Source organism: Pseudomonas sp. NPDC079086 (assembly GCF_044542155.1).
GTDB lineage: Bacteria > Pseudomonadota > Gammaproteobacteria > Pseudomonadales > Pseudomonadaceae > Aquipseudomonas.
Genome location: NZ_JBITTY010000002.1, coordinates 742,347 through 762,918, shown reverse-complemented (window position 1 = coordinate 762,918; position 20,572 = coordinate 742,347). Strand labels below are relative to the sequence as shown.

Genomic DNA, 20,572 nt, shown 5'->3' with positions numbered 1-20,572 from the left:
TTGGCTAGCCCGATGAAACTGTGCGCTCGGCCGACGTTCGGCGTGACCGTTCTCGCAGTTTTAGCGTATCGACAAGAGTGTTTAAGCCAGCTGCATCGGGTAGCGAGTGACGGATGCGGTGATCAGGTTGGCGGTCGGCAGCGGCAGAATCGCCTGGTTATGCGCGCTAGCCAGTTGCAGCCAGACATTTTCCCCCTCAACAAACTGTCCATTAGGCAGCCACAAACCATGGTGCCAGCCATTACCCGGAGCTGGAGTGCTTTGCAGCACACCAGGGTGGGTCTGGGCGCTGGGCGCGCGCCGCAACCAGACTGGGCGCGGCAGGCCTTTCAGGTAGCGCAAGCCCAGGTGCAGGCCTTCGCTGTTCAGATGTCGCCAGCGCACCAGGGCCAGGGTCGGCGTATCGCTGCCGGTGATCAATAGCACAAGCTGGCCAACTGACAGTTGCGCGGCTTGATCTGCATTACATAGCAAGCGAGCGCCGCCTGCGCTGGCGTCCAGCATCTGCGCACTGGTGCGCGACGGTCGTTGTTCCAGCAACTGGGCATGAATAGCGGGCAGGCCGACCACCATGCTGCACTCCGAGCTATGGTCGGCGCGGGTATGTCGGCGTTGCTGACGCCCCAGCCAATGCTGCTGCACGCGCTCCAGCAACTGACGCTCGGCCTTGCTTTGCAGTGGTGCCGGCTCATGCAGGGCCACCAGCAGGGCGCCCAGCTCGAAGCGGCGCAAATAGTCAGCGCTGCCTTCTGGCGTCTGGGCATAGCTCAGGCAAGGTTGCGCCTCGGTGAGATCAATTGTCGGCCCTTCGATCTCATCGTCCTCATCCCAGGGCAGCAAGCGCGCCAGCCCAGCTAGTGGCGAGAGCGCACCGAACAGCAGTGCACACTCGCCATCGGCAAGGTGGAATGGATTACTCAAGGCCAACAGCAGCATCTGCTGATAAATGCCGCGCATGGTGTTTGCCGGTTGCGGGGTAAACGCCGCGGCTACTGGTTCGTCCAGGCAGTCCTGATGTTCGCCGATCCAGTACAGCAGATGGCTGTCGCGCCACAGGCTGGGCGGCGGTTCCTGATACAGCTGATAGTGGCGCAGTAGGCTTTGCGCGAGAAAATGTTGGGCCATATACAGGCACCAGGCCAGGTGCGGGCGAGATGGCTGACGGCCTTGCAATATCTGCAGAAGCAGGCGTTTGAAGCCGATGGCCAGTTCACTGCACAGATGGACAAACAAGGCCGTCGGGGGATTTTCGCCTTGATAGGCCTTGCTGTAATGCTGGTACTGATCGCTGAAACTTTGCAGTGCGCGCTGCCTTTCGAGTAAGGTCATGGCGCTGCGGTTCAGCCTGAAGAGCAGGCCAAGCGCTTGCTGCAAGGCCAGTTCTGGCGACTGCAGGCGGGCCTGGGCCAGCTGCTCGTTGAGGTCGGCCAGCGGCGCGACCTCGGTTTCGAGGATGTCCGGCACTTCAAGGCGCAAGGCATCTAATGTCATATCAACCTTATGGAATCAGGGAGCGAATGCATGGGAATGCGTTTCCAGGCGATCATTCGTGCTGTTGTGGGTGTAGGCATAGGTCTGATTCTGGCCGGTTGCGCTGAAGACATAGGCGTCGATCAATATGGACGAAAGGTAGCGGTTGAGCGCCTGGAAGGCCAGTGGTTAGTGATTAATTACTGGGCGCAGTGGTGTGCACCCTGTCGCACTGAGATTCCCGAACTCAATGCTCTGGAGAAACAGCTTGAGCAGCAATCCGTGCAGGTGCTCGGGGTGAATTTCGATGCGCTGCAGGGCGAAAAATTAAGTCAGGCAGCGCAGGACATGGGCATTACCTTTACCGTGTTGGCGCAGGATCCGGCCGAGCGCTATCAGTTGCCGCGTGCCGAGGTACTGCCGGTGACCTATATCGTCGACGATCGGGGCCGCATGCGCGAGCGCCTGCTGGGTGAGCAGACGGCGGCCGGTCTGACTGCCCGTCTGGCCGCACTCAAGGCGGAGGGCTAGAACCATGGCGCGTATCTGCAAGCATGGCTACGTCAGCGGTCGCGTTCAGGGTGTGGGTTTTCGTCAGGCGACTGCTGAGCAAGCTGAGCATCTTGGACTCGATGGTTGGGTGCGCAATATGGAAGACGGTCGCGTCGAAGTGCTGTTCGAAGGCGATGAGGCTGCGGTGACGGAGTTGGCTAGCTGGTTAGGGCGGGGGCCGCAGGCTGCCGAAGTGACTGCGCTGGAGCTGCAGGAGCTGGCATTGCAGGGGATTGCCGGATTTATCGTGCGGCGCTGAGTCGTTGATGAGTTACGCGGCGTATAGGGTTTCCTGTCCTGCTTGGGTCCTGTGCTCCGCGTCGCTAACTCATTACGGTTTGACGTACCAGAAATCGTGCCAGAAACCGACCACCTTGGCCGAGTAGGTGTGTTTGCCCAGGCTGCCGTTATAACGCGCCAGCGCGCGGTTAAGGTCGCCGTTTTCCTTGCGTAGATAGAAGCTGAGTATGGTGCAGCCGTAACGCAGATTGGTGGCGTTATCGGTGAGGTTGTCCTGCGGGCGGCCCAGTTCGGCTTTCCAGAATGGCATCACTTGCATCATGCCCTGGGCTCCGACCGATGAGATGGCGAATCGATCGAAATGGCTTTCGGCATGAATCAGTGCAATCACCAGGTCGGGGCGCAAGCCGGCTTTGCTGGCCTCGCGATGCACCAGTCGCAGCAGACTCAGGCGTTCTTCTGCATCCGGGATATAGCGGCGCATGCGTGTGGACATATCCAGCAGCCAGACTTCGGCCTCGAAGCGATCCTGAAAGCTATCCGCTTGGGCCACGGTCTGTTGCAGCAGTGTGCGCAGTTCCGGCTCCGGCGCTTGGCGCACTTGTGCATACGCTGCGCTGCAGAGCAGCAAGCCGAGTAGGGCGCAGGTCAGGCGCTGCAGCATGGGGCGTCAGTCGTTGCCAGGATCGGCGACAAGGCGGCCAGCGTCTTTGGTCAGAGCCTGAAGGAAAATCTTCTGCAGTTCAGGATCATTGCGGGTCAGCTCTATGAGGCTCTGTTCCAGTTCGCTGGCTTCCTCTTCCAAGCCCAGCTCTGACAGGCGTTTGACCCGGTGTACCCACTGGGCAACGTCGTCATCTTCAAGATCGTCGTAAATCAGTCTGTGAGCTTCCTGCAGCTTGCCGCGCAGTGTACGACTGACCAGCAGGGAAGCATCGGCGCGGGCCGAGCCCTGATCGTCTTCAACCGTCAGCAGCAGCGTGCTAATCAGGGTGACGTCCTCTTCGGCAAACGGGCTGTCGAGCAGGTTCAGGCGCAGGATGCCGTTACGGTCGGTGAGCAGTTCATGGTTCTGCTCGCCAGCTTTAATCAGTACCGGGCGCTCGGCCCATGGCAGGCTGGAATACTCCATGCGCGCATCCTGACGGCGTTCCTCAAGGCTGGCGAGGTTCTGCTGCGAGCGACCGTTAGATTCAACGTTCATCGCCGGGTTGAGCCCAGCAAAGCCGTAGCTGATCCAGTCTTTGGTGACGGTATCAGGCAGGCTGCCGAGTAGTACCACGTTGAGCACGTTGGCGCCGATGCCACCGACTACCGCTAATGCTCCCAGTGGCACTTCATACAGCTCACGCCAAGGCTGGTAAGGGGTGTAGCGGTCATAGCGGCGCGTCACGTCAAACGCGGTGACCTCGAAGGTCTTCTGTTCATGCACGCGCACACGGCGCTGCGGCAACTCCAACACGCGAGGTTCACCCACATCAATCTGCAGGCTGTGATCGAGCAATTTGCGCTCGACGCGCTCCTCGTGCTCGCTGCGTTGCGGCAACTGGTTGGCGCAACCGCTGAGTAGCAGACAGCCACCCACAAGGGTGGCGATGAGGCTGAGGGTGTTTCGCTTGAACATGACGACTCTTGCTAAAAGGGCTGAGATCAGTGGCTGATGCGGGCCTGGATAAAGCTCAGGATGTCGGCAACAGGCACGGCCTGGGCTTCGGTTTCCTTGCGGCTCTTGTATTCCAGGTTGCCTTCGGCCAGGCCGCGATCACTGACGACGATGCGATGCGGTATGCCGATCAGTTCCATATCCGCGAATTTGATGCCCGGGCTGGTCTTTTTGTCACGGTCATCGAGCAATACTTCGTAGCCCGCCGCAGTGAGCTCGGCATAAAGCTTGTCGGTGGCTTCGCGCACGGCGTCGGTTTCGTAGCGCAGCGGTACCAAGGCGATATGGAAAGGCGCAAAGGCATCATTCCAGAGGATGCCGCGGTCATCGTTGTTCTGCTCGATGGCTGCTGCCACCACGCGGGAAACGCCGATGCCATAGCAGCCCATGGTCAGAATCACCGGCTTGCCGTTTTCACCCAGCACCTGGCAGTTCAGCGCTTCGCTGTACTTGGTGCCCAGCTGGAAGATATGCCCAACTTCGATGCCGCGTTTGATTTCCAGAGTGCCTTTGCCGTCCGGGCTTGGATCGCCGGCTATCACATTGCGCAGGTCGGCAACTTCCGGCAGCGGTAGGTCGCGCTCCCAGTTCACACCGAAATAGTGCTTGTCGTCGATGTTGGCGCCAGAGGCGAAGTCGCTCATCAAGGCAACCGAGCGGTCGATGATGCAAGGGATCGACAGGTTGACTGGGCCCAGTGAGCCTGGACCGGCACCGATGGCCGCGCGAATTTCGGCTTCGTTGGCGAACACCAATGGGCTGGCAACTATCTCCAGGTTGGCAGCTTTGATCTCGTTGAGTTCGTGGTCGCCGCGTACGATCAAGGCGACCAGTGTGCCTTTTTTGGCTCCGTGCACCATCAAGGTTTTGATGGTTTTCTCGATGGCCAGGCCAAAGCCTTGAACCAGCGCGTCGATGGTCTTGGTGTCAGGTGTTTCAACCATGCGCATGCTTTCAGTCGCCGCGCCACGGCTGCTTTCGCGCGGAACCGCTTCCGCTTTCTCGATATTGGCGGCGTAGTCGGAGCTGTCGCTGAAGGCGATATCGTCTTCGCCAGAGTCAGCCAGTACGTGGAACTCGTGGGAGCCAGTACCACCGATGGAGCCGGTATCTGCCTGCACAGGGCGGAAGTTCAGGCCCAGGCGGGTGAATACGTTGCAATAGGCTTGGTGCATGCGGTCATAGGTTTCTTGCAGCGAAGCCTGGTCGACGTGGAAGGAGTAAGCGTCCTTCATGATGAACTCGCGGCCGCGCATCAGGCCGAAACGCGGACGGATTTCGTCACGGAACTTGGTCTGGATCTGATACAGGTTGATTGGCAGCTGCTTGTAGCTGTTCAGCTCATTGCGCGCCAGATCGGTGATCACTTCTTCATGGGTCGGGCCTGCGCAGAAGTCTCGGCCGTGACGATCCTTCATGCGCAGCAGTTCCGGGCCGTACTGCTCCCATCGCCCGGATTCCTGCCACAGCTCTGCCGGCTGAATGCCTGGCATCAGCACTTCCAGCGCACCAGCGGCGTTCATTTCTTCGCGGACGACTTTCTCAACCTTGCGCAGTACGCGCAGGCCCATGGGCAGCCAGGTGTACAGGCCGGAAGCCAGCTTGCGGATCATGCCGGCACGCAGCATCAGCTGATGGCTGATCACCACGGCATCGGATGGGGTTTCTTTCAGAGTCGAGAGCAGGAACTGGCTGGTACGCATATTTGGCTGTTCTGTCGGTTGCAAGAGATTTTGAATGGCCCGCATTGTACGGTGCCTGTACAGATGCGTACAGGATGCTGGCGTGTGCTTATAAAAGGAGGGGAGTGTGTCGATATTGATTGCGGAACAGGTGCAGGCGCTTATACGGGCAGGGCTGCCGATGGCAGAAGACATCAACCTGTGCATCGACCGGCTGGACGCCGACGGTGCACTGGCGCGGGTGCCGTTCCATAGTAAATTGATTCGGCCAGGCGGCACCTTGTCGGGGCCAACGATTATGGCGCTGGCAGATGCAGCGATGTATGCGGTGGTGCTGGGTAGTCTCGGGCGGGTAGAGATGGCTGTGACATCTAATTTGAATATCAACTTTCTGGTTAAACCCAAGCCAGTTGATTTGTTGGCACGGGCTCGGATATTGCGGCTGAGCCGTCGCCAGGCTGTTTGCGAGGTTTCGGTATATTCGCAGGGTAATGAAGATGAGTTGGTGGCGCATGTAACGGGGACTTATGCGTTGCCGTTGTAAGTTTTACCTGGCAATAAAAAGCCCGACCTAGGTCGGGCTTTTTTACCAGCTAAACAGTCTGAATTACAGAATGCTCAGTGGGTATTCAACAATTACGCGGAAATCGTTGAGGTCGCCATCCAGCGAGTTATCGGCGCGGTAGAAGGCATTACGAACGCGGAAGGATAGGTCTTTAGCAGCACCTTCCTGGATCACGTACTTGGCTTCGATGTCCAGTTCACGTTCTTCTGCGTTGTTATCACCAGCAACATCAATGTTGTCGCCAATGGTGTAGCGAGTCATGAAGCTCAGGCCTGGAACGCCGTACTCAGCCATATTGACGTCGTAGCGAACCTGCCAGGAGGTTTCATCTTTGTAGTTGAAGTCGGAGTATTGAACTGAGTTGCTCAGCCAGATAGTGCCGCCGCCGTCAATATCGCCGTAGCGGTAGCTGGTGTCGCCAGTGGAGCGCTGGTGGGCCACGGTGAACTTGTGTGCGCCCATCGAGTAAGCGGCTGCCAAGCTCCAGATGGTGTTATCCATTTCGCCCAGAAGTTCTTTACCGTCACCGCTGGTTTTATAACCATTGAAGTCGAAGTTAAGAGCTTGAGATTCTGCCAGTGGCAGGTTGTAGTTCAAGTTGACGTAGGTCTTCTTGAAGTTGTCTTCAGCGTCGGAGTGGTGAATAGCGCCAGAGAAATCGTCAGTGAAGCTGTAGCTAGCACCAATGATGTTGATTTCTTTAAGGCCAAAGGTGTCGCGGTCACTGCTCTTCTGGCTGCTCATGGCGGTGAAGCGACCGGCGGTCAGTTCAAGGCCTTCGATTTCGTTGCTGGTCAGCAAGGTGCCGGTTGCAACTTCAGGCAGGATGCGGCTGTCGTCGGTGGAAAATACCGGGCTAGCAGTTTGCATATTGCCGTATTTGAGAACGGTGTCGGAGATGCGGAACTTGATGGCGCCACCGACTTCAGTCTGGGTGTCATCGTTGTGACCGTTGCTGGTAGTGTCGAACAGGCCGTTACCTTTGTGGCCACGACCGCCATCAATCTTGATGCTGCTCAAGCTGTGCGCGTCGACACCAACACCCACTGTACCTTGGGTGAAGCCGGACTCAGCCATTACACGAATACCGAGGCCAGTTTCTTCACGATAGCTCTGAGAGTTACGCTGAGGGCCACCTGTACGGAAATCACGGTTCATGTAAAGAACGCGATTGAAGAGGTTAAGGGTGCTGTCTTCAAGGAAACCCTTGGATTCTGACTGGCTAGAAGCCATGGCCATTTGACTGCTGCCCGCTGCTACTGCGAGGGCGATTACGCTCCACTTCATCACTTGCATCGTGATTGCTCCTTTGGTTTAGAAAAGTTGCGCCGTCCGGCTGGTTGTTATATGGACGACTCTTTCTTTTTGTGTCGGCGGTAACTTATAGCACGCTGCCAATGTTGGCGATAGTTGCAATCTATTCATTACGATTTCTTCACGGCTGTGTCGCAAAAGCTTATGAGTCATGTCGCATTTTTGTAGGTGCTGCTGGCGTGCTCGAAGTCAATGCTGACGGATTTTTGCGCTTGCTCGGTGACTGCCTTCAGCAGCCAAACGGTGCAGTGCGATTCGTCATGGATTGCTTAGCAATAGTCGTGCACAAAAACCCGAAAGCCAATTTTTTATCCTCGATTTGATCTGTGATGTCAGGGTTTTCGGGGTTTTAATTGGTTTATCTCAGGTTTTTCCGCGGTTATTTCTATTTTTATGGCCGGTGAAAGGCATTTTCGCTGTCGTTTTCTGCTCTGTTTTCAGGTGCTTGCCGGCATCTGACTGTTTTATAGCATTTGGCTGCTGGGCGAGGATTACCGAAGGGAACAGTTTTGGTGCGTGTGCCTGTGGAGATTTTGTTGAGTGCTGTCTATTGGTGCGTGGTTGTGATGGGGTTGTGGGTGTCGTGTTTTCAGCTTCGGCGTATCCTGCGCATCTGGGTTACTGTCCTCGATTTGGCAGTCAGTTGGCTGAGCAGGTTTCAGGTGGTGGTGCTTGGCCTGTTCGACTTCAGTCAAAGCCGAGTTAGTGGGTTTTTCTTAAGGTAGATAGTTATGTTTGTTCTGGATTCGCGCTTGCAGCAGGACACTGTCTGGATGGGTGATTACCCGTTATGCAGTCTGCTGTTGATGAATGATGCGCAGTACCCTTGGTTTATCCTGGTGCCGCGCCGTGAAGATGTCAGCGAGTTGTTTCAGTTGGATGCGGCAGATCAGTTGCAGCTCTGGCAGGAAACAAATCGCCTTGCGGAGGTGCTCAAGGATTGTTTTGCGGCAGACAAAATGAATGTCGCGACTTTGGGCAATATGGTCAGTCAGTTGCATATGCATGTCATCGTGCGGCGTCGTGAGGATGCGGCTTGGCCAGCGCCTGTTTGGGGTAAGCACCCAGCGCAGGCGTATACGCCTGAGCAATTGGCAGCATTGAAAGCCCGTTTACGTCTGGTTTTGACCGGAAATTTTTGTTTTGCTGAGAGTTGACTGGTGGATATAGAAGAACGCATCAACGACTTGCAAAGCCGTCTGGCTTTTCAGGACGACACTATTCAGGCACTCAATGATGCGCTGGTGGGGCAGCAGCGGCTTCTGGAGCGCTTGCAGTTGCAGGTGGCCGCATTGATCAAGCGCCAGGATGAGGTGAGTTCGCACTTCGGTATGGCTGAGGATGAGGCGCCGCCGCCACATTATTGATTGGTTATAAAACGCAAAAGGCCCGCAGTGCGCGGGCCTTTTGCGTTTATGCGCTTACCGTCGTGCAGGCAGCGCGGCGATGACGTCTTCGGCTTGCAGGCCTTTGTCACGTTGCATTACAGCGAACTCGACTCGCTGGCCTTCGACCAGGACGCGGTGGCCTTCACCGCGAATGGCGCGAAAGTGCACGAAAATATCGTCGCCCGAATCACGGGAGATAAAGCCGAAACCCTTCGAGGTGTTGAACCACTTGACGGTGCCTGTTTCGCGGTCGCCCAGGTCTTGCGAGCTTGAGGTGTTGCGCGATTTCAGACGCAGGTTGGCTGCTAGATGCACGGCTACGGCCGCTGCAATGATAAGCAGGCTAAACAGGCTGGCCGGTTGGTTAGCAATTACTGGCAGTGGGGCGAGCAGAATCAAGGCTTGGAGCAGGGTGCCGAGTACCAGTAAGGCGGACACCAGATTTTGCGCTTGATGGCGCAGGCCGGCGTGCCAGATGGGTAACTGTGGGGCAAGCAGCAGGTTCAGTAGGCCGAACAGGGAGAGGCAGAGTGCGCTGGGTTGTTCTAAGAGTGGTTGTGGTGTGTCGCCAAAGTGTGGGGCAAAAGAAAGTAGCAGGGCGATAGCGCCCGTCAGAAGGTGGACAATTTTCAACATGTTCGATGAGCTCGCTTGATTTAAAGAATCGACAGGAAGGGCTGGCTGCGCGTATTGGGTGCTGCAGGGGATGAGTAAAAGCGCGTGGTACCAGCCTATGCGCTGAGCCATGGGTACGGATCAGCGGCACGGGGCGTATTTAACAGCAAAGAGGTGGGGTTCTCAATCAAGCACTGAGGGCTGTTTCGCTTGGGGTAGGGCTTACTTGGTTGCGGCCATCGCGCTTGGCCTGGTAAAGCGCGTCGTCGGCGCGGGTGAGCAGGGTTTCTAGCGTATCGCCTTGCTCTGCAAGGGCGAAGCCGAAAGAGGCGGTAATGCTATCGAGTACTTCGTCGGTGCGGCGGACTTTGATGCGCAGTGACTGAATCTTCAGGCGCAACTGTTCGGCAAAAGCGTAAGCCGTTGCGTTGTCAAAGCAATCGCGCAGGATGATACAGAACTCTTCACCGCCATAGCGTGCGGCCATGGCGCGGACGGGTAGGAGGTCGCGCAGCAACTGGCCAACGTGCTGCAGTACGCGATCACCCAAAGGGTGGCCGTATTGGTCGTTGAACTGTTTGAAGTGGTCGATATCCAGCATCACCAAGGCGACGCCAACATGTTCAGTGCTGAGGGTCTGCTCCAACAGTCTGCTGAAGGCGTTGCGGTTGAAGACCTGAGTCAGGCTGTCCAGTGTTGCGGCAATGTGCGCGCGCTCGAGCTGGCTGCGCAGGCTCTTTATCTCTTGCTGTGCGGCATTCAAGCGATAAAGGAATTTGTCTTGCTGGTCCTGCATCAGTTGCGTGCTTTGCTGCAGCTCATTCAGGACATTCGGCAGGTCATCGATGATGGGTTCCTGTAATGCCGCCAGGCCCTGCTCCAGGCTGACCTGATAGTTGCGGCTGCCAGTGATGCTACGTGACACGTTGCCTTCAATGTCATCGACTAGTTCGATGACTTGTTGCTGGCCGGCACGGGCTTCTTCGAGCTCGCCATGAATGATGTAGTCGCGAAACAGCTTGGCCGCAGTTTCCGGCGGGAAGCTGTCAAAGTCGGTGACGGTTTTGTCCAAGCGGCGATTGAGCTCGGGTTCCAGGCCTTTGCTGTAGGTGTACCAGAGGGCGTAATGCACCGGATTGGGTGGGATATCGTGGCGCATCATCAGCGGTACCGCCTTCTTCAGAAGCGCCGCAGCATCGCGGGTTTCCTCGGGGTACAGTTCTAAAATGCTGGGAGCTTTAGCGGGTTTGTTCATGCACGTCACTGTGGCCAAATTGCAATTGACCAAAGCATAGAACAGCTGCTGGGCAAGCGCCTAGCAAAAGGCCCGCGGAGGCGGGCCTTTTAAGTGTTTTACCTAGGCGGCCAGCAGGCTGCGCAGCATCCAGGCAGTTTTCTCATGCACTTGCATGCGTTGGGTCAGTAGATCTGCAGTGGGCTCGTCGCTGACTTTGTCCAGTAGCGGGAAAATGCCGCGTGCGGTGCGCACTACAGCTTCTTGGCCTTGAACCAGTTGTTTGATCATGTCTTGGGCATTCGGCACACCTTCCTCTTCCTTAATAGAAGAAAGGCGGGCGTAGGCCGCGTAGGTGCCAGGGGCCGGGAAGCCTAGGGCGCGAATGCGTTCGGCAATCAGATCGACAGCCAGCGACAGTTCGGTGTACTGACCTTCAAACATCAGGTGCAGGGTGTTGAACATCGGGCCGGTGACGTTCCAGTGAAAGTTGTGGGTTTTCAGGTACAGGGTGTAGGTGTCTGCGAGCAGGCGCGACAAGCCTTCGGCGATGGCGGCGCGGTCCTGCTCGGCAATTCCGATATTGATTTCCATACCATTTCTCCTCTCAGGTGGCTCGGGGCTTTGCTGCCCGCGTGATGGGCAGAGCCTACCATGGGTTTTACCGAGCTTTATTGTGGTTTATATCAATGAAAGTGATGGTTGGAGGCTATTGCTTGGCGTGGGTTCAATTTTTCTAGGGTCTAGCGATGTGCCAGCTCTGGATGTTGCTGCAGCGTCTGGTTGAACAGCTCGACCCAGTGTGTGCTGAACTGCCGGCCGGCAAGGTTGTTGATTTCCAGGATGGCGCGCAGCAACGGGCGTTTATTCAGTGTTTGATGGGCGCGTTCATGTGTGCGGGCGTCGAAGGTGTCGACGATGTTGATAATCAGGGCGCCGGGGCTGGTTTCGACTTCCTTCAGGCCTTTGGGATAACCACTGCCGTCGGCGTGTTCCTGGTGCTGCAGGGTTATTTCTGCAGCGGCGTCCCAGCGAGGCATACGCTTGAGCAGGTCATAAGCGAGGCGTGGGTGTGATTGCATCTGCCGGCGCTCTTCACGATTGAAGTGCGCCTCCTTGTGGAGCATTTCCAGTGGCAGAAAAGCCATGCCCAGATCATGCAGGCATATGGCTGCTGCCAGTTGTTCGGGGTGTTCTGGGTTGCCGCCAAGCTGGTTGATTGCCAGGGCCAAGTCGAGTTGGCGAAGGCCACGGCCTTGCCAGAAGTGTGAGCGACGCTCGCTGGCCTGCATCAGATCGACAAAGAACAACAGGTCAGCGTCCGGCTCGATACCGTAGCGTCTGAGTAAGTCGGCGGCCGCGGGTTCGTCTGTGGTAATGACTGTGGGCGGCGTTGAACTAGGGTCGAGTTGTTGCAGCAATGCGCTGCGAATACTGGTTTGTTGCGCTGCTGGTGCCAGTGCCAGGGCACTGAGTGCCTGGGTCAGCGCCTTGCTTTGGGCTGCGTCGAGTTGCGCTGTTGGGCCGCCGAGTGCGTGCTGAATCAGCTCTTTAAGGTGGTCGAGGGTCAGTAGAAGGATATCGCCCAGCAGGCTGTCGAAATGCAGTTGGCTTTCGCGCAGGCACGACAGTACGTCTTCCATGGCTTGCGGCACGCTCATCAGCGTATCCAGGCCGATGTAACCCAAGTTGCCCTTGAGTGTATGCACCAGGCGGAACAGCTCGCGCAGGCGCTCACGGTCATCGGGGGCGTGCTCTAGCTCAATCAGCAATTGCTCGCAGCGTTGGAATTGTTCGCTGGATTCCAGGCGAAAGTCTGCCAGCAAATCGCTGGGTATTTCAGCCAGGTTCGGCGTGGCCATAAGCTTCTCCACTTCTCGACAGTCAAATCGTTGCATGCCTGAGTATAGGAAGGGCTGGCAAAAGCGCGTGGGGCGGCGGCTGCAAGTGGCGGCTTAACCATATATAATCCCGCGCTTTGCCGCGTTTTGTCGGGCGAACAGTCGGCTGCGTATGCACCGCTGATCGTTTCGCGCCCCTTAAAGGCAGTGCAATTGCGGAAAATGGCGCATGCGCCAGCCGGTTGTCCGGCCAACGAGCGTCGCAGTCACTGCGGCCCAACGAATTCAAGACTCAAGAGAAGCGACCACCACCATGATGCGCAGCCATTATTGCGGCCAACTGAACGAGAGCCTGGACGGCCAGGAAGTCACCCTTTGCGGTTGGGTACATCGCCGCCGTGACCATGGCGGGGTGATTTTCCTCGACATCCGTGACCGTGAAGGTCTGGCCCAGGTGGTATTCGACCCGGATCGGGCCGAAACTTTCGCAACTGCCGATAAAGTGCGCAGTGAATACGTGGTGAAAATCACCGGTAAGGTGCGTCTGCGTCCGGCCGGTGCCGGCAACGCCAACATGGCCTCCGGCGCAATCGAAGTGCTGGGCTATGAGCTGGAAGTACTGAACGAAGCGGAAACCCCGCCGTTTCCGCTCAACGAATACACCGATGTCGGTGAAGAAACCCGTCTGCGCTATCGCTTTATCGACCTGCGCCGCCCGGAAATGGCCGCCAAGCTTAAGCTGCGTTCGAGCATCACCAGCAGCATCCGCCGTTACCTGGATGATAACGGCTTCCTCGATGTGGAAACGCCGATCCTCACCCGCGCCACTCCTGAGGGCGCGCGTGACTACCTGGTGCCGAGCCGTACCCACGCTGGCAGCTTCTTTGCCCTGCCGCAGTCGCCACAGTTGTTCAAGCAGCTGCTGATGGTTGCGGGTTTCGACCGCTACTACCAGATCGCCAAGTGCTTCCGTGACGAAGACTTGCGTGCTGACCGTCAGCCGGAATTCACTCAGATCGATATCGAAACCAGCTTTATGGATGAGGCCGATATCATGGCCATCACCGAGAAGATGGTTCGTCAACTGTTCAAAGAAGTGCTGAACGTTGAATTCGGCGAGCTGCCACATATGACTCTGGCCGAAGCCATGCGTCGTTTCGGTTCCGATAAACCGGACCTGCGTAACCCGCTGGAGCTGGTTGACGTCGCTGATCAACTCAAAGATGTCGACTTCAAAGTCTTCGCCGGCCCGGCCAATGATCCTAAATGCCGCGTAACCGCATTGCGTGTGCCGGGCGGCGCGAGCATGCCGCGTAAGCAGATCGACGATTACACCAAGTTTGTTGGCATCTATGGTGCCAAAGGCCTGGCCTATATCAAGGTCAACGAGCGCGCCAGCGGTGTTGAAGGCCTGCAGTCGCCGATCGTCAAGAATATCCCGCTGGACAACATCAATGTGATCCTCGACCGCGTCGGCGCAGTCGACGGCGACATCGTGTTCTTCGGTGCTGATAAGGCCAAGATCGTCAGCGAAGCCTTAGGTGCGCTGCGTATCAAGCTGGGTCATGACCTCAGCTTGCTGACCTGTGAGTGGGCACCGCTGTGGGTCGTTGACTTCCCGATGTTCGAAGAGAACGACGACGGCAGCCTGACTGCGATGCACCATCCGTTCACTGCACCGAAGTGCAGCCCGGCTGAGTTGGAAGCCAACCCGTCTGCAGCCCTGTCGCGCGCTTATGACATGGTCCTGAACGGCACCGAGCTGGGTGGCGGTTCGATCCGTATCCACGACAAGTCGATGCAGCAGACTGTGTTCCGCGTACTCGGTATCAGCGAAGACGAGCAGCAGGAGAAGTTCGGCTTCCTCCTCGATGCTCTGAAGTTCGGTGCACCGCCCCATGGTGGCCTGGCCTTCGGTCTGGATCGCCTGGTGATGCTGATGACCGGTGCGCAGTCGATCCGCGAAGTGATTGCCTTCCCGAAAACCCAGAGCGCGGCCTGTGTTATGACTCAGGCGCCGGGTGAGGTGGACAACAAGTCGCTGCGTGAACTGCACATTCGCCTGCGCGAGCAGCCGAAAGCGGAATAAAGCGTGAAAAGAAGCCTGGTTTTCCAGGCTTCTTCTTTATGGCAGGACGGAGAGACTCGAACTCTCACGCCTTGATATCAAATGTGAAACAACCGGAGTGAGTTATGGCTGGTCATTCCAAGTGGGCCAACATCAAGCACCGCAAAGGGCGTCAGGACGCCAAGCGCGGCAAGATTTTTACCAAAATCATTCGTGAGCTGACGGTTGCGGCCAAGCACGGTGGCCCGATCCCGGCGGACAATCCACGTCTGCGTCTAGCGGTGGACAAGGCGCTTACCTCCAATATGTCGCGCGATGTTATCGACCGCGCCATTGCTCGTGGCGCCGGTAACAACGAAGCCGACAACGTCGCCGAATTGAGTTACGAAGGTTACGCGCTGGGCGGTGTGGCAATTATCGTCGAGGCCATGACCGACAACCGCAATCGCACCGCCGCCGAAGTGCGACACGCCTTTACCAAGTGTGGCGGCAACCTCGGCACCGATGGTTCGGTGGCCTATATGTTCGACCGCAAGGGTCAGCTCAGCTTTGCTCCAGGCGTCAGCGAAGATGCCTTGATGGAAGCGGCGCTGGAAGCCGGTGCCGATGACGTGGAGATGAGCGAGGACGGCTCTGCCCTGGTGTCTACCAGTTTTGCCGATTTTCATGGCGTCAACGAAGCGCTCAGTACGGCCGGTTTCAAGGCCGATGAAGCGGAAATCGCCATGATTCCCTCGATTAGTGCGCCGGTTGCTGATCTGGAGACCGCACAAAAGGTCATCAAACTGATCGATATGCTGGAAGACCTCGATGATGTGCAGGAGGTTTATCACAACGCCGAAATTCCTGACGAAATCATGGAACAGCTTGGCTGAGTGTGGGTGTATCAATTAAAAGCCGGGAGTCTTCAGGTTATGCCTGAGCACTTCCGGCTTTTTTATAGGCGGCTACCCAGTGGGTCATCACTATGCAGCGTTAAATTTTTATAGCGCCTGCCTGGGTGACGGCGGACTGGGCTGGCCCTATACTCGCGAACTGGATAAATAGACAGTGTGCCGGCTGAATTAGCTGGTGCCTTGAGTGGGCGTAGGGCATGACCTTGATTCTTGGCATCGACCCCGGTTCGCGCATCACCGGTTACGGTGTGGTGCGTGATACGGGGCGCAATTGCGAATATGTCGCCTCTGGCTGCATTCGTACGGGCAACGGTTCGATGCCAGAGCGTCTGCAAGTGGTGTTTCGTGGTGTGCGCGAGGTCATCGAAACTTACGGGCCTGTGACCATGGGTATTGAGCAAGTGTTTATGGCGCGCAACCCGGATTCTGCGCTCAAGCTCGGTCAGGCGCGTGGTGTGGCTATCGTCGCGGGGATGGAGGCAGGGCTGGATATCGCCGAATACACCGCGACCCAGGTCAAGCAGGCGATTGCCGGCAGCGGTGGGGCAGACAAAGAGCAGGTGCAGCTGATGGTCATGCACCTGCTCAAGCTGGTGCAAAAACCACAGATCGATGCATCGGACGCCCTGGCCATTGCCCTGTGCCATGCCCACCACCGGCAGAGTCTGATTCCCCATGGCCTGGTCGGCGCCAAGCGGCGTGCCGGTCGCCTTCGTTTGTAGCGTAATTTTTAAGGAAAGCAGCGGTGATCGGACGTTTGCGCGGCACCCTGGCGGAAAAGCAGCCGCCCCATGTAATTGTGGACATAAATGGTTTGGGTTATGAGCTGGAAGTGCCCATGACCACCCTGTACCGTTTGCCCTCGGTGGGGGAGCCACTGACCCTGCACACCCATTTGGTGGTGCGTGAGGATGCGCATCTGCTATATGGCTTTTTCGAGAAGCGCGAGCGTGAGCTGTTTCGTGAGCTGATCCGCCTCAACGGCGTCGGCCCGAAACTGGCCCTTGCCTTGATGTCTGGCCTTGAGGTCGACGAGTTGGTGCGCTGCGTGCAAGCGCAAGATACCTCGGTGTTGGTAAAGATCCCTGGCGTAGGCAAGAAAACCGCCGAACGCCTGCTGGTTGAGTTGAAGGACCGCTTCAAGGCTTGGGAAACCGTACCCGGTATGTCGAACCTGGTGGTGGAACCTCGCGCCGGTGGCGCAGTCTCAAGCGCGGAGAATGATGCAGTCAGTGCACTTATTTCACTCGGCTACAAACCCCAGGAAGCCAGTCGCGCCGTCTCAGCTATTAAAGAAGACGGTTTGAGCAGTGAAGATATGATTCGTCGAGCCCTGAAGGGGATGGTTTAGTGCTAGAAGCTGATCGCCTGATTACCGCAGCCCCGCGTGACCGTGATGAGCAGGTTGATCGTGCCATTCGCCCGCTGAAATTGGCCGAATATATTGGCCAGCCGAGCGTACGCGAGCAGATGGAGCTGTTTATCCAGGCGGCCCGTGGCCGCAGCGAGGCACTTGATCACACCTTGATCTTCGGTCCGCCCGGTCTGGGCAAGACCACCCTGGCCAATATCATCGCGCAGGAAATGAACGTTTCGATCAAAAGCACCTCGGGTCCAGTGCTGGAGCGGCCGGGTGATCTGGCCGCCTTGCTGACCAATCTTGAACCGGGCGATGTGCTGTTTATCGATGAGATCCATCGTCTTTCGCCGATTGTTGAAGAAGTGCTTTACCCGGCAATGGAGGATTTTCAACTCGACATCATGATTGGCGAAGGGCCGGCCGCACGCTCGATCAAGCTCGATCTACCGCCCTTTACCTTAGTTGGCGCGACCACGCGTGCAGGCATGCTGACCAACCCGCTGCGCGACCGCTTCGGTATCGTCCAGCGTCTGGAGTTCTATAACACCGACGACCTGGCGACCATCGTTATGCGTTCAGCGGGGATTCTCGGCCTGCCAATCGAGCCCCATGGCGCCTTTGAGATTGCCCGCCGTGCCCGCGGTACGCCGCGTATCGCCAACCGCCTGCTGCGCCGTGTGCGCGATTTTGCCGAAGTGCGCGGGCAGGGCGATATCACCCGGGAAATTGCCGACCTGGCGCTGAACCTGCTGGATGTCGATGAGCGTGGCTTTGACCATCAGGATCGGCGTCTACTGCTGACCATGATTGAGAAGTTCGACGGTGGCCCGGTGGGGGTCGATAACCTGGCCGCTGCCATCAGTGAAGAGCGCCACACCATCGAGGATGTGCTGGAGCCATACCTAATTCAACAGGGCTACATCATGCGGACTCCACGTGGGCGGGTAGTGACACGTCACGCCTATTTGCATTTTGGTTTGAATGTGCCGAAGCGTATGGGCGAACTACCGGTAACTGACCCGTTTGATAGCGCGGCAGAGTAAGAAAAAATACTTGTTGTACCCAATTGGCAAGACCGGAAGCTAGGACTAGAGTATGCGCGCGCAAAACGGAGTTACGCCGTTCACCCATCGCTGTCGGGTTTATTTCGAAGACACCGATGCTGGCGGCATCGTCTACTACGTCAATTACCTCAAATTTATGGAACGGGCTCGTACCGAGCGCCTGCGTGATCTGGGTTTTCTCCAGTCGACGTTGGCCGAGGAGGGCCTGTTGTTCGTTGTGCATACGGCTGAAGCGCGTTACCACGCGCCCGCCAAGCTCGACGACGAGTTGCTGGTAAGCGCAGAGGTAATCGAATTAAACCGTGCCAGCCTGCGTTTTCGTCAGCAGGTCAGGCGGGCAACGGATGATGCGCTGCTTTGTGAAGGGCAGTTTATGGTGGCCTGTGTGCGCGCCGACAATTTGAAGCCCCGGGCCATTCCCCAGGCTCTGCATACGGCCTTTGCCGAGCAGGGCGGCGCGGGTACATCTAGAGCAGGAGAGTAAGCGTGGAAGCCAACGCCGTTGACCACATGTCGATGTGGAGTCTGATCAGCAACGCCAGCCTGGTGGTGCAACTGGTAATGCTGACGTTGGTGGCCGCGTCGGTCACTTCGTGGGTCATGATTTTTCAGCGCACCGCGCTGCTGCGTGCGGCCAAGCGGGCTCTGGATAATTTCGAGGAGCGCTTCTGGTCGGGTATCGATCTGTCCAAGCTGTACCGCCAGGCGGGTAGCAACCCGGACCCTGATTCTGGCCTGGAGCAGATTTTCCGCGCTGGCTTCAAGGAGTTTTCGCGTCTGCGTCAGCAGGCCGGCGTTGATCCTGATGCGGTGATGGATGCCGTGGCCCGCGCCATGCGCGTGGCCATCTCGCGTGAAGAAGAGAAGCTGGAGCAGAGCCTGCCGTTCCTCGCTACCGTCGGTTCCACCAGCCCCTATATCGGCCTGTTCGGCACCGTGTGGGGCATCATGAACTCCTTCCGTGGTCTGGCCCAGGTGCAGCAGGCGACCCTGGCCACTGTGGCCCCGGGTATTGCCGAGGCGCTGATCGCTACTGCCATCGGCCTGTTTGCCGCTATTCCTGCGGTAATCGCCTACAACCGCTTTGCCTCCCGTGGCGAAATGCTGATTGGCCGTTACTACACCTTCGCCGACGAGTTCCAGGCGATTCTGCACCGCAAAGTCCACACCAGCGACGACTAAGCCTTAGGCACTCTTTACGAAAGGTTTTAAGCCATGGCCAGAATTCGCAACAGACGCAAGCCCGTCGCCGAGATGAACGTGGTGCCCTACATCGATGTGATGTTGGTGCTGCTTGTGATCTTTATGGTGACCGCGCCCATGCTCAATCAAGGGGTCAAGGTCGATCTGCCGAAAGTCAGCAGTGAAGTCTTGCCGCAGGACAATAACGCTCAGGTGTTGACCATCTCGATCAAGGCCGACAAGACCTATTTCTGGAATATGGGTACCGAGGTCGATGTCGATACCGTGCAGGACAAAGCGCTGACGCTAGAAGAAATGACCCGCGCGGTCACTGCGATCATCAACCAGAGCCGGGCAACCGGTAAGCAGGTACAGGTGTTCGTGCGTGGCGACAAATCCGTCGATTACGGCACGGTGATGGCGGCCATGGGTGGCTTGCAGCAGGCTGACGTGGGTAACGTCGGGCTGATTACCGAGGCCCCCTGATGCAGTACCAGCGCGAGCGTTCGCCTTCGGAGAGTTTGTTCTGGCCCTTGGTCTGGGCTGTGGCGCTGCACGTCATCATGTTTGCCATGCTGTTCGTCAGCTTCGCCTTTGCCCCGGACCTGCCGCCGGCCAAGCCGGTAGTGCAGGCGACCTTGTACAAGCTGCAGTCGCAAAGCCAGGCCACTACTCAGACCAATCAGAAAATCGCTGGCGAAACCAAGAAAACCACCGCTCCGGTTTACGAAACTGAACAGCTTGAGCAGAAAAAGGCTGAACAGGAAAAAGTAGCGGCCAAGGCTGCGGAACAAAAGAAAGCGCAAGAGGCTCAGAAAGCGGAGGCTGCCAAAAAGGCTGACGCCGACAAGAAGGCCGCGGAGCAGAAGAAGCTCGCTGATGTAGCCAAAAAGAAAGCAGCAGATGAGGCGGCCAAGAAAAAGGCTGCTGAAGACGCCAAGAAAAAAGCGGCAGAGGAGGCGAAGAAGAAAGCCGCCGCTGAAGCTGCGAAGAAGAAAAAGGCCGATGACGCCAAGAAGAAGGCGGCAGAAGCGTCTCAGCGTAAAGCTGTGGAAGACAAGAAGGCTGCTGCACTGGCCGAGTTGCTGTCCGACGATGTCGGGCATCAGCAGGCTGTTGCTGATACCGTTGGCGATGAGGTTTCAGGCAGTCTGGATGACCTATTCAAGAGATTGGTCCAGCAAAACTGGGTGCTTCCGCCGACAGCTCGTCGTGGTATGACTGCTGAGCTGCGGGTTGAGATGCTGCCTGACGGCACTATCACCAATGCCAGCATAATTCGCTCCAGTGGTGATCGATCTTTCGATGATTCTGCAGTTGCAGCGTTGCGAAATATCGGCCGCATTCCAGAGATGCAACAACTTGATCGCGCTACTTTTGATCGGATGTATCGTCAGCGCACCTTAATCTTTGACCCGGAGAATTTTGGCCTGTGAAT

General features: G+C 57.3%; 23 protein-coding genes and 1 pseudogene. 14 read left to right on the top strand and 10 right to left on the bottom strand.

The window, feature by feature from the left end:
* Positions 1–81: 81 nt before the first annotated feature.
* Positions 82–1,491, bottom strand: coding sequence for a PilZ domain-containing protein (locus ACIGEK_RS13220; RefSeq protein ID WP_397493746.1), 1,410 nt, complete (start codon positions 1,489–1,491; stop codon positions 82–84).
* Between the two features lie 30 nt (positions 1,492–1,521).
* On the opposite strand from ACIGEK_RS13220, the gene ACIGEK_RS13215 reads away from it, so the two are divergent.
* Together ACIGEK_RS13215 and ACIGEK_RS13210 are read left to right on the top strand one after the other, a co-directional pair.
* The gene (locus ACIGEK_RS13215) at positions 1,522–2,001 is read left to right on the top strand and encodes a TlpA disulfide reductase family protein (RefSeq protein WP_397493745.1); all 480 of its coding nucleotides are present in this window, start codon (positions 1,522–1,524) and stop codon (positions 1,999–2,001) included.
* Positions 2,002–2,005: 4 nt separating this feature from the next.
* Positions 2,006–2,281 (top strand): acylphosphatase, encoded by a 276-nt coding sequence (locus ACIGEK_RS13210; protein ID WP_397493744.1) that lies wholly within the window; start codon positions 2,006–2,008, stop codon positions 2,279–2,281.
* 72 nt (positions 2,282–2,353) lie between these two features.
* On the opposite strand, the gene ACIGEK_RS13205 is transcribed toward ACIGEK_RS13210, so the two are convergent.
* From ACIGEK_RS13205 to ACIGEK_RS13195, 3 genes are read right to left on the bottom strand one after another with little or no spacing between them, the layout of a single operon-like run.
* Complete coding sequence (locus tag ACIGEK_RS13205; RefSeq protein WP_397493743.1) at positions 2,354–2,926, bottom strand: transglycosylase SLT domain-containing protein; 573 nt, start codon at positions 2,924–2,926, stop codon at positions 2,354–2,356.
* Positions 2,927–2,932: 6 nt separating this feature from the next.
* The gene (locus ACIGEK_RS13200) at positions 2,933–3,886 is read right to left on the bottom strand and encodes a hypothetical protein (RefSeq protein WP_397493742.1); all 954 of its coding nucleotides are present in this window, start codon (positions 3,884–3,886) and stop codon (positions 2,933–2,935) included.
* Between the two features lie 26 nt (positions 3,887–3,912).
* Positions 3,913–5,628, bottom strand: coding sequence for a proline--tRNA ligase (locus ACIGEK_RS13195; protein WP_397493741.1), 1,716 nt, complete (start codon positions 5,626–5,628; stop codon positions 3,913–3,915).
* 115 nt (positions 5,629–5,743) lie between these two features.
* On the opposite strand from ACIGEK_RS13195, the gene ACIGEK_RS13190 reads away from it, so the two are divergent.
* Entirely contained in the window at positions 5,744–6,151 is a 408-nt protein-coding gene (locus tag ACIGEK_RS13190; protein ID WP_397494017.1) for a PaaI family thioesterase, read from the top strand.
* Positions 6,152–6,214: 63 nt separating this feature from the next.
* On the opposite strand, the gene ACIGEK_RS13185 is transcribed toward ACIGEK_RS13190, so the two are convergent.
* A complete protein-coding gene (locus ACIGEK_RS13185; protein WP_397493740.1) occupies positions 6,215–7,468 on the bottom strand; it encodes an OprD family porin in 1,254 nt (417 codons plus the stop codon).
* 749 nt (positions 7,469–8,217) lie between these two features.
* Between ACIGEK_RS13185 and ACIGEK_RS13180 the strand changes: the two genes are divergently transcribed.
* Entirely contained in the window at positions 8,218–8,643 is a 426-nt protein-coding gene (locus tag ACIGEK_RS13180) for an HIT family protein (RefSeq protein ID WP_397493739.1), read from the top strand.
* A 3-nt stretch (positions 8,644–8,646) separates the two neighbouring features.
* Entirely contained in the window at positions 8,647–8,853 is a 207-nt protein-coding gene (locus ACIGEK_RS13175) for a SlyX family protein (protein ID WP_397493738.1), read from the top strand.
* Between the two features lie 54 nt (positions 8,854–8,907).
* Here the strand turns inward: ACIGEK_RS13175 and ACIGEK_RS13170 are convergent, their stop codons facing one another.
* The 5 genes and pseudogenes from ACIGEK_RS13170 to ACIGEK_RS13150 all read right to left on the bottom strand — a co-directional run bounded on the left by ACIGEK_RS13170 (position 8,908) and on the right by ACIGEK_RS13150 (position 12,585).
* Positions 8,908–9,132, bottom strand: coding sequence for a cold-shock protein (locus ACIGEK_RS13170; protein WP_169852850.1), 225 nt, complete (start codon positions 9,130–9,132; stop codon positions 8,908–8,910).
* 57 nt (positions 9,133–9,189) lie between these two features.
* Positions 9,190–9,510, bottom strand: a pseudogene (locus ACIGEK_RS13165) (cold shock domain-containing protein membrane protein); the annotation flags it as partial.
* A 166-nt stretch (positions 9,511–9,676) separates the two neighbouring features.
* The gene (locus ACIGEK_RS13160) at positions 9,677–10,744 is read right to left on the bottom strand and encodes a GGDEF domain-containing protein (protein ID WP_397493737.1); all 1,068 of its coding nucleotides are present in this window, start codon (positions 10,742–10,744) and stop codon (positions 9,677–9,679) included.
* Positions 10,745–10,846: 102 nt separating this feature from the next.
* Positions 10,847–11,317, bottom strand: a complete 471-nt coding sequence (locus ACIGEK_RS13155; protein WP_397493736.1) for a Dps family protein — start codon at positions 11,315–11,317, stop codon at positions 10,847–10,849.
* Between the two features lie 149 nt (positions 11,318–11,466).
* On the bottom strand, positions 11,467–12,585 hold the full coding sequence (locus ACIGEK_RS13150) for an HD domain-containing phosphohydrolase (RefSeq protein ID WP_397493735.1): 1,119 nt from the start codon (positions 12,583–12,585) through the stop codon (positions 11,467–11,469).
* 292 nt (positions 12,586–12,877) lie between these two features.
* Here ACIGEK_RS13150 and aspS point away from each other — a divergent pair, with 292 nt between their 5' ends.
* The 9 genes from aspS (at position 12,878) to tolA (ending at position 20,570) form a co-directional block, all read left to right on the top strand.
* Positions 12,878–14,653: an aspartate--tRNA ligase gene (gene aspS / locus ACIGEK_RS13145; RefSeq protein WP_397493734.1), complete on the top strand. Its 1,776-nt coding sequence runs from the start codon at positions 12,878–12,880 to the stop codon at positions 14,651–14,653.
* A gap of 104 nt (positions 14,654–14,757) precedes the next feature.
* The gene (locus ACIGEK_RS13140) at positions 14,758–15,507 is read left to right on the top strand and encodes a YebC/PmpR family DNA-binding transcriptional regulator (RefSeq protein WP_397493733.1); all 750 of its coding nucleotides are present in this window, start codon (positions 14,758–14,760) and stop codon (positions 15,505–15,507) included.
* Positions 15,508–15,725: 218 nt separating this feature from the next.
* A complete protein-coding gene (gene ruvC / locus ACIGEK_RS13135) occupies positions 15,726–16,250 on the top strand; it encodes a crossover junction endodeoxyribonuclease RuvC (RefSeq protein WP_397493732.1) in 525 nt (174 codons plus the stop codon).
* A gap of 23 nt (positions 16,251–16,273) precedes the next feature.
* Positions 16,274–16,879, top strand: a complete 606-nt coding sequence (gene ruvA, locus ACIGEK_RS13130; protein ID WP_397493731.1) for a Holliday junction branch migration protein RuvA — start codon at positions 16,274–16,276, stop codon at positions 16,877–16,879.
* Positions 16,879–17,931, top strand: a complete 1,053-nt coding sequence (ruvB, locus tag ACIGEK_RS13125; RefSeq protein ID WP_397493730.1) for a Holliday junction branch migration DNA helicase RuvB — start codon at positions 16,879–16,881, stop codon at positions 17,929–17,931. Before ruvA ends, ruvB begins: the two co-directional genes overlap by 1 nt.
* Before the next feature lie 52 nt (positions 17,932–17,983).
* Entirely contained in the window at positions 17,984–18,436 is a 453-nt protein-coding gene (gene ybgC, locus ACIGEK_RS13120; protein WP_397493729.1) for a tol-pal system-associated acyl-CoA thioesterase, read from the top strand.
* A gap of 2 nt (positions 18,437–18,438) precedes the next feature.
* Positions 18,439–19,134, top strand: a complete 696-nt coding sequence (tolQ, locus tag ACIGEK_RS13115) for a protein TolQ (RefSeq protein WP_136664996.1) — start codon at positions 18,439–18,441, stop codon at positions 19,132–19,134.
* A 33-nt stretch (positions 19,135–19,167) separates the two neighbouring features.
* Positions 19,168–19,620: a protein TolR gene (tolR, locus tag ACIGEK_RS13110; RefSeq protein ID WP_397493728.1), complete on the top strand. Its 453-nt coding sequence runs from the start codon at positions 19,168–19,170 to the stop codon at positions 19,618–19,620.
* Positions 19,620–20,570 carry a cell envelope integrity protein TolA gene (gene tolA, locus ACIGEK_RS13105; protein ID WP_397493727.1) on the top strand — a complete coding sequence of 317 codons (951 nt, stop codon included), beginning with the start codon at positions 19,620–19,622 and terminating at the stop codon, positions 20,568–20,570. The genes tolR and tolA overlap by 1 nt, the downstream gene beginning before the upstream one ends.
* Positions 20,571–20,572: the final 2 nt, after the last annotated feature.

Excerpts from the sequence above, each read along its gene's own strand:
- ACIGEK_RS13220 (WP_397493746.1), bottom strand. The coding sequence starts at position 1,491 with ATGACATTAGATGCCTTGCGCCTTGAAGTGCCGGACATCCTCGAAACC.
- ACIGEK_RS13215 (WP_397493745.1), top strand. The coding sequence starts at position 1,522 with ATGGGAATGCGTTTCCAGGCGATCATTCGTGCTGTTGTGGGTGTAGGC.
- ACIGEK_RS13210 (WP_397493744.1), top strand. The coding sequence starts at position 2,006 with ATGGCGCGTATCTGCAAGCATGGCTACGTCAGCGGTCGCGTTCAGGGT.
- ACIGEK_RS13205 (WP_397493743.1), bottom strand. The coding sequence starts at position 2,926 with ATGCTGCAGCGCCTGACCTGCGCCCTACTCGGCTTGCTGCTCTGCAGC.
- ACIGEK_RS13200 (WP_397493742.1), bottom strand. The coding sequence starts at position 3,886 with ATGTTCAAGCGAAACACCCTCAGCCTCATCGCCACCCTTGTGGGTGGC.
- ACIGEK_RS13195 (WP_397493741.1), bottom strand. The coding sequence starts at position 5,628 with ATGCGTACCAGCCAGTTCCTGCTCTCGACTCTGAAAGAAACCCCATCC.
- ACIGEK_RS13185 (WP_397493740.1), bottom strand. The coding sequence starts at position 7,468 with ATGCAAGTGATGAAGTGGAGCGTAATCGCCCTCGCAGTAGCAGCGGGC.
- ACIGEK_RS13180 (WP_397493739.1), top strand. The coding sequence starts at position 8,218 with ATGTTTGTTCTGGATTCGCGCTTGCAGCAGGACACTGTCTGGATGGGT.
- ACIGEK_RS13160 (WP_397493737.1), bottom strand. The coding sequence starts at position 10,744 with ATGAACAAACCCGCTAAAGCTCCCAGCATTTTAGAACTGTACCCCGAG.
- ACIGEK_RS13155 (WP_397493736.1), bottom strand. The coding sequence starts at position 11,317 with ATGGAAATCAATATCGGAATTGCCGAGCAGGACCGCGCCGCCATCGCC.
- ACIGEK_RS13150 (WP_397493735.1), bottom strand. The coding sequence starts at position 12,585 with ATGGCCACGCCGAACCTGGCTGAAATACCCAGCGATTTGCTGGCAGAC.
- aspS (WP_397493734.1), top strand. The coding sequence starts at position 12,878 with ATGATGCGCAGCCATTATTGCGGCCAACTGAACGAGAGCCTGGACGGC.
- ACIGEK_RS13140 (WP_397493733.1), top strand. The coding sequence starts at position 14,758 with ATGGCTGGTCATTCCAAGTGGGCCAACATCAAGCACCGCAAAGGGCGT.
- ruvC (WP_397493732.1), top strand. The coding sequence starts at position 15,726 with ATGACCTTGATTCTTGGCATCGACCCCGGTTCGCGCATCACCGGTTAC.
- ybgC (WP_397493729.1), top strand. The coding sequence starts at position 17,984 with ATGCGCGCGCAAAACGGAGTTACGCCGTTCACCCATCGCTGTCGGGTT.
- tolR (WP_397493728.1), top strand. The coding sequence starts at position 19,168 with ATGGCCAGAATTCGCAACAGACGCAAGCCCGTCGCCGAGATGAACGTG.
- tolA (WP_397493727.1), top strand. The coding sequence starts at position 19,620 with ATGCAGTACCAGCGCGAGCGTTCGCCTTCGGAGAGTTTGTTCTGGCCC.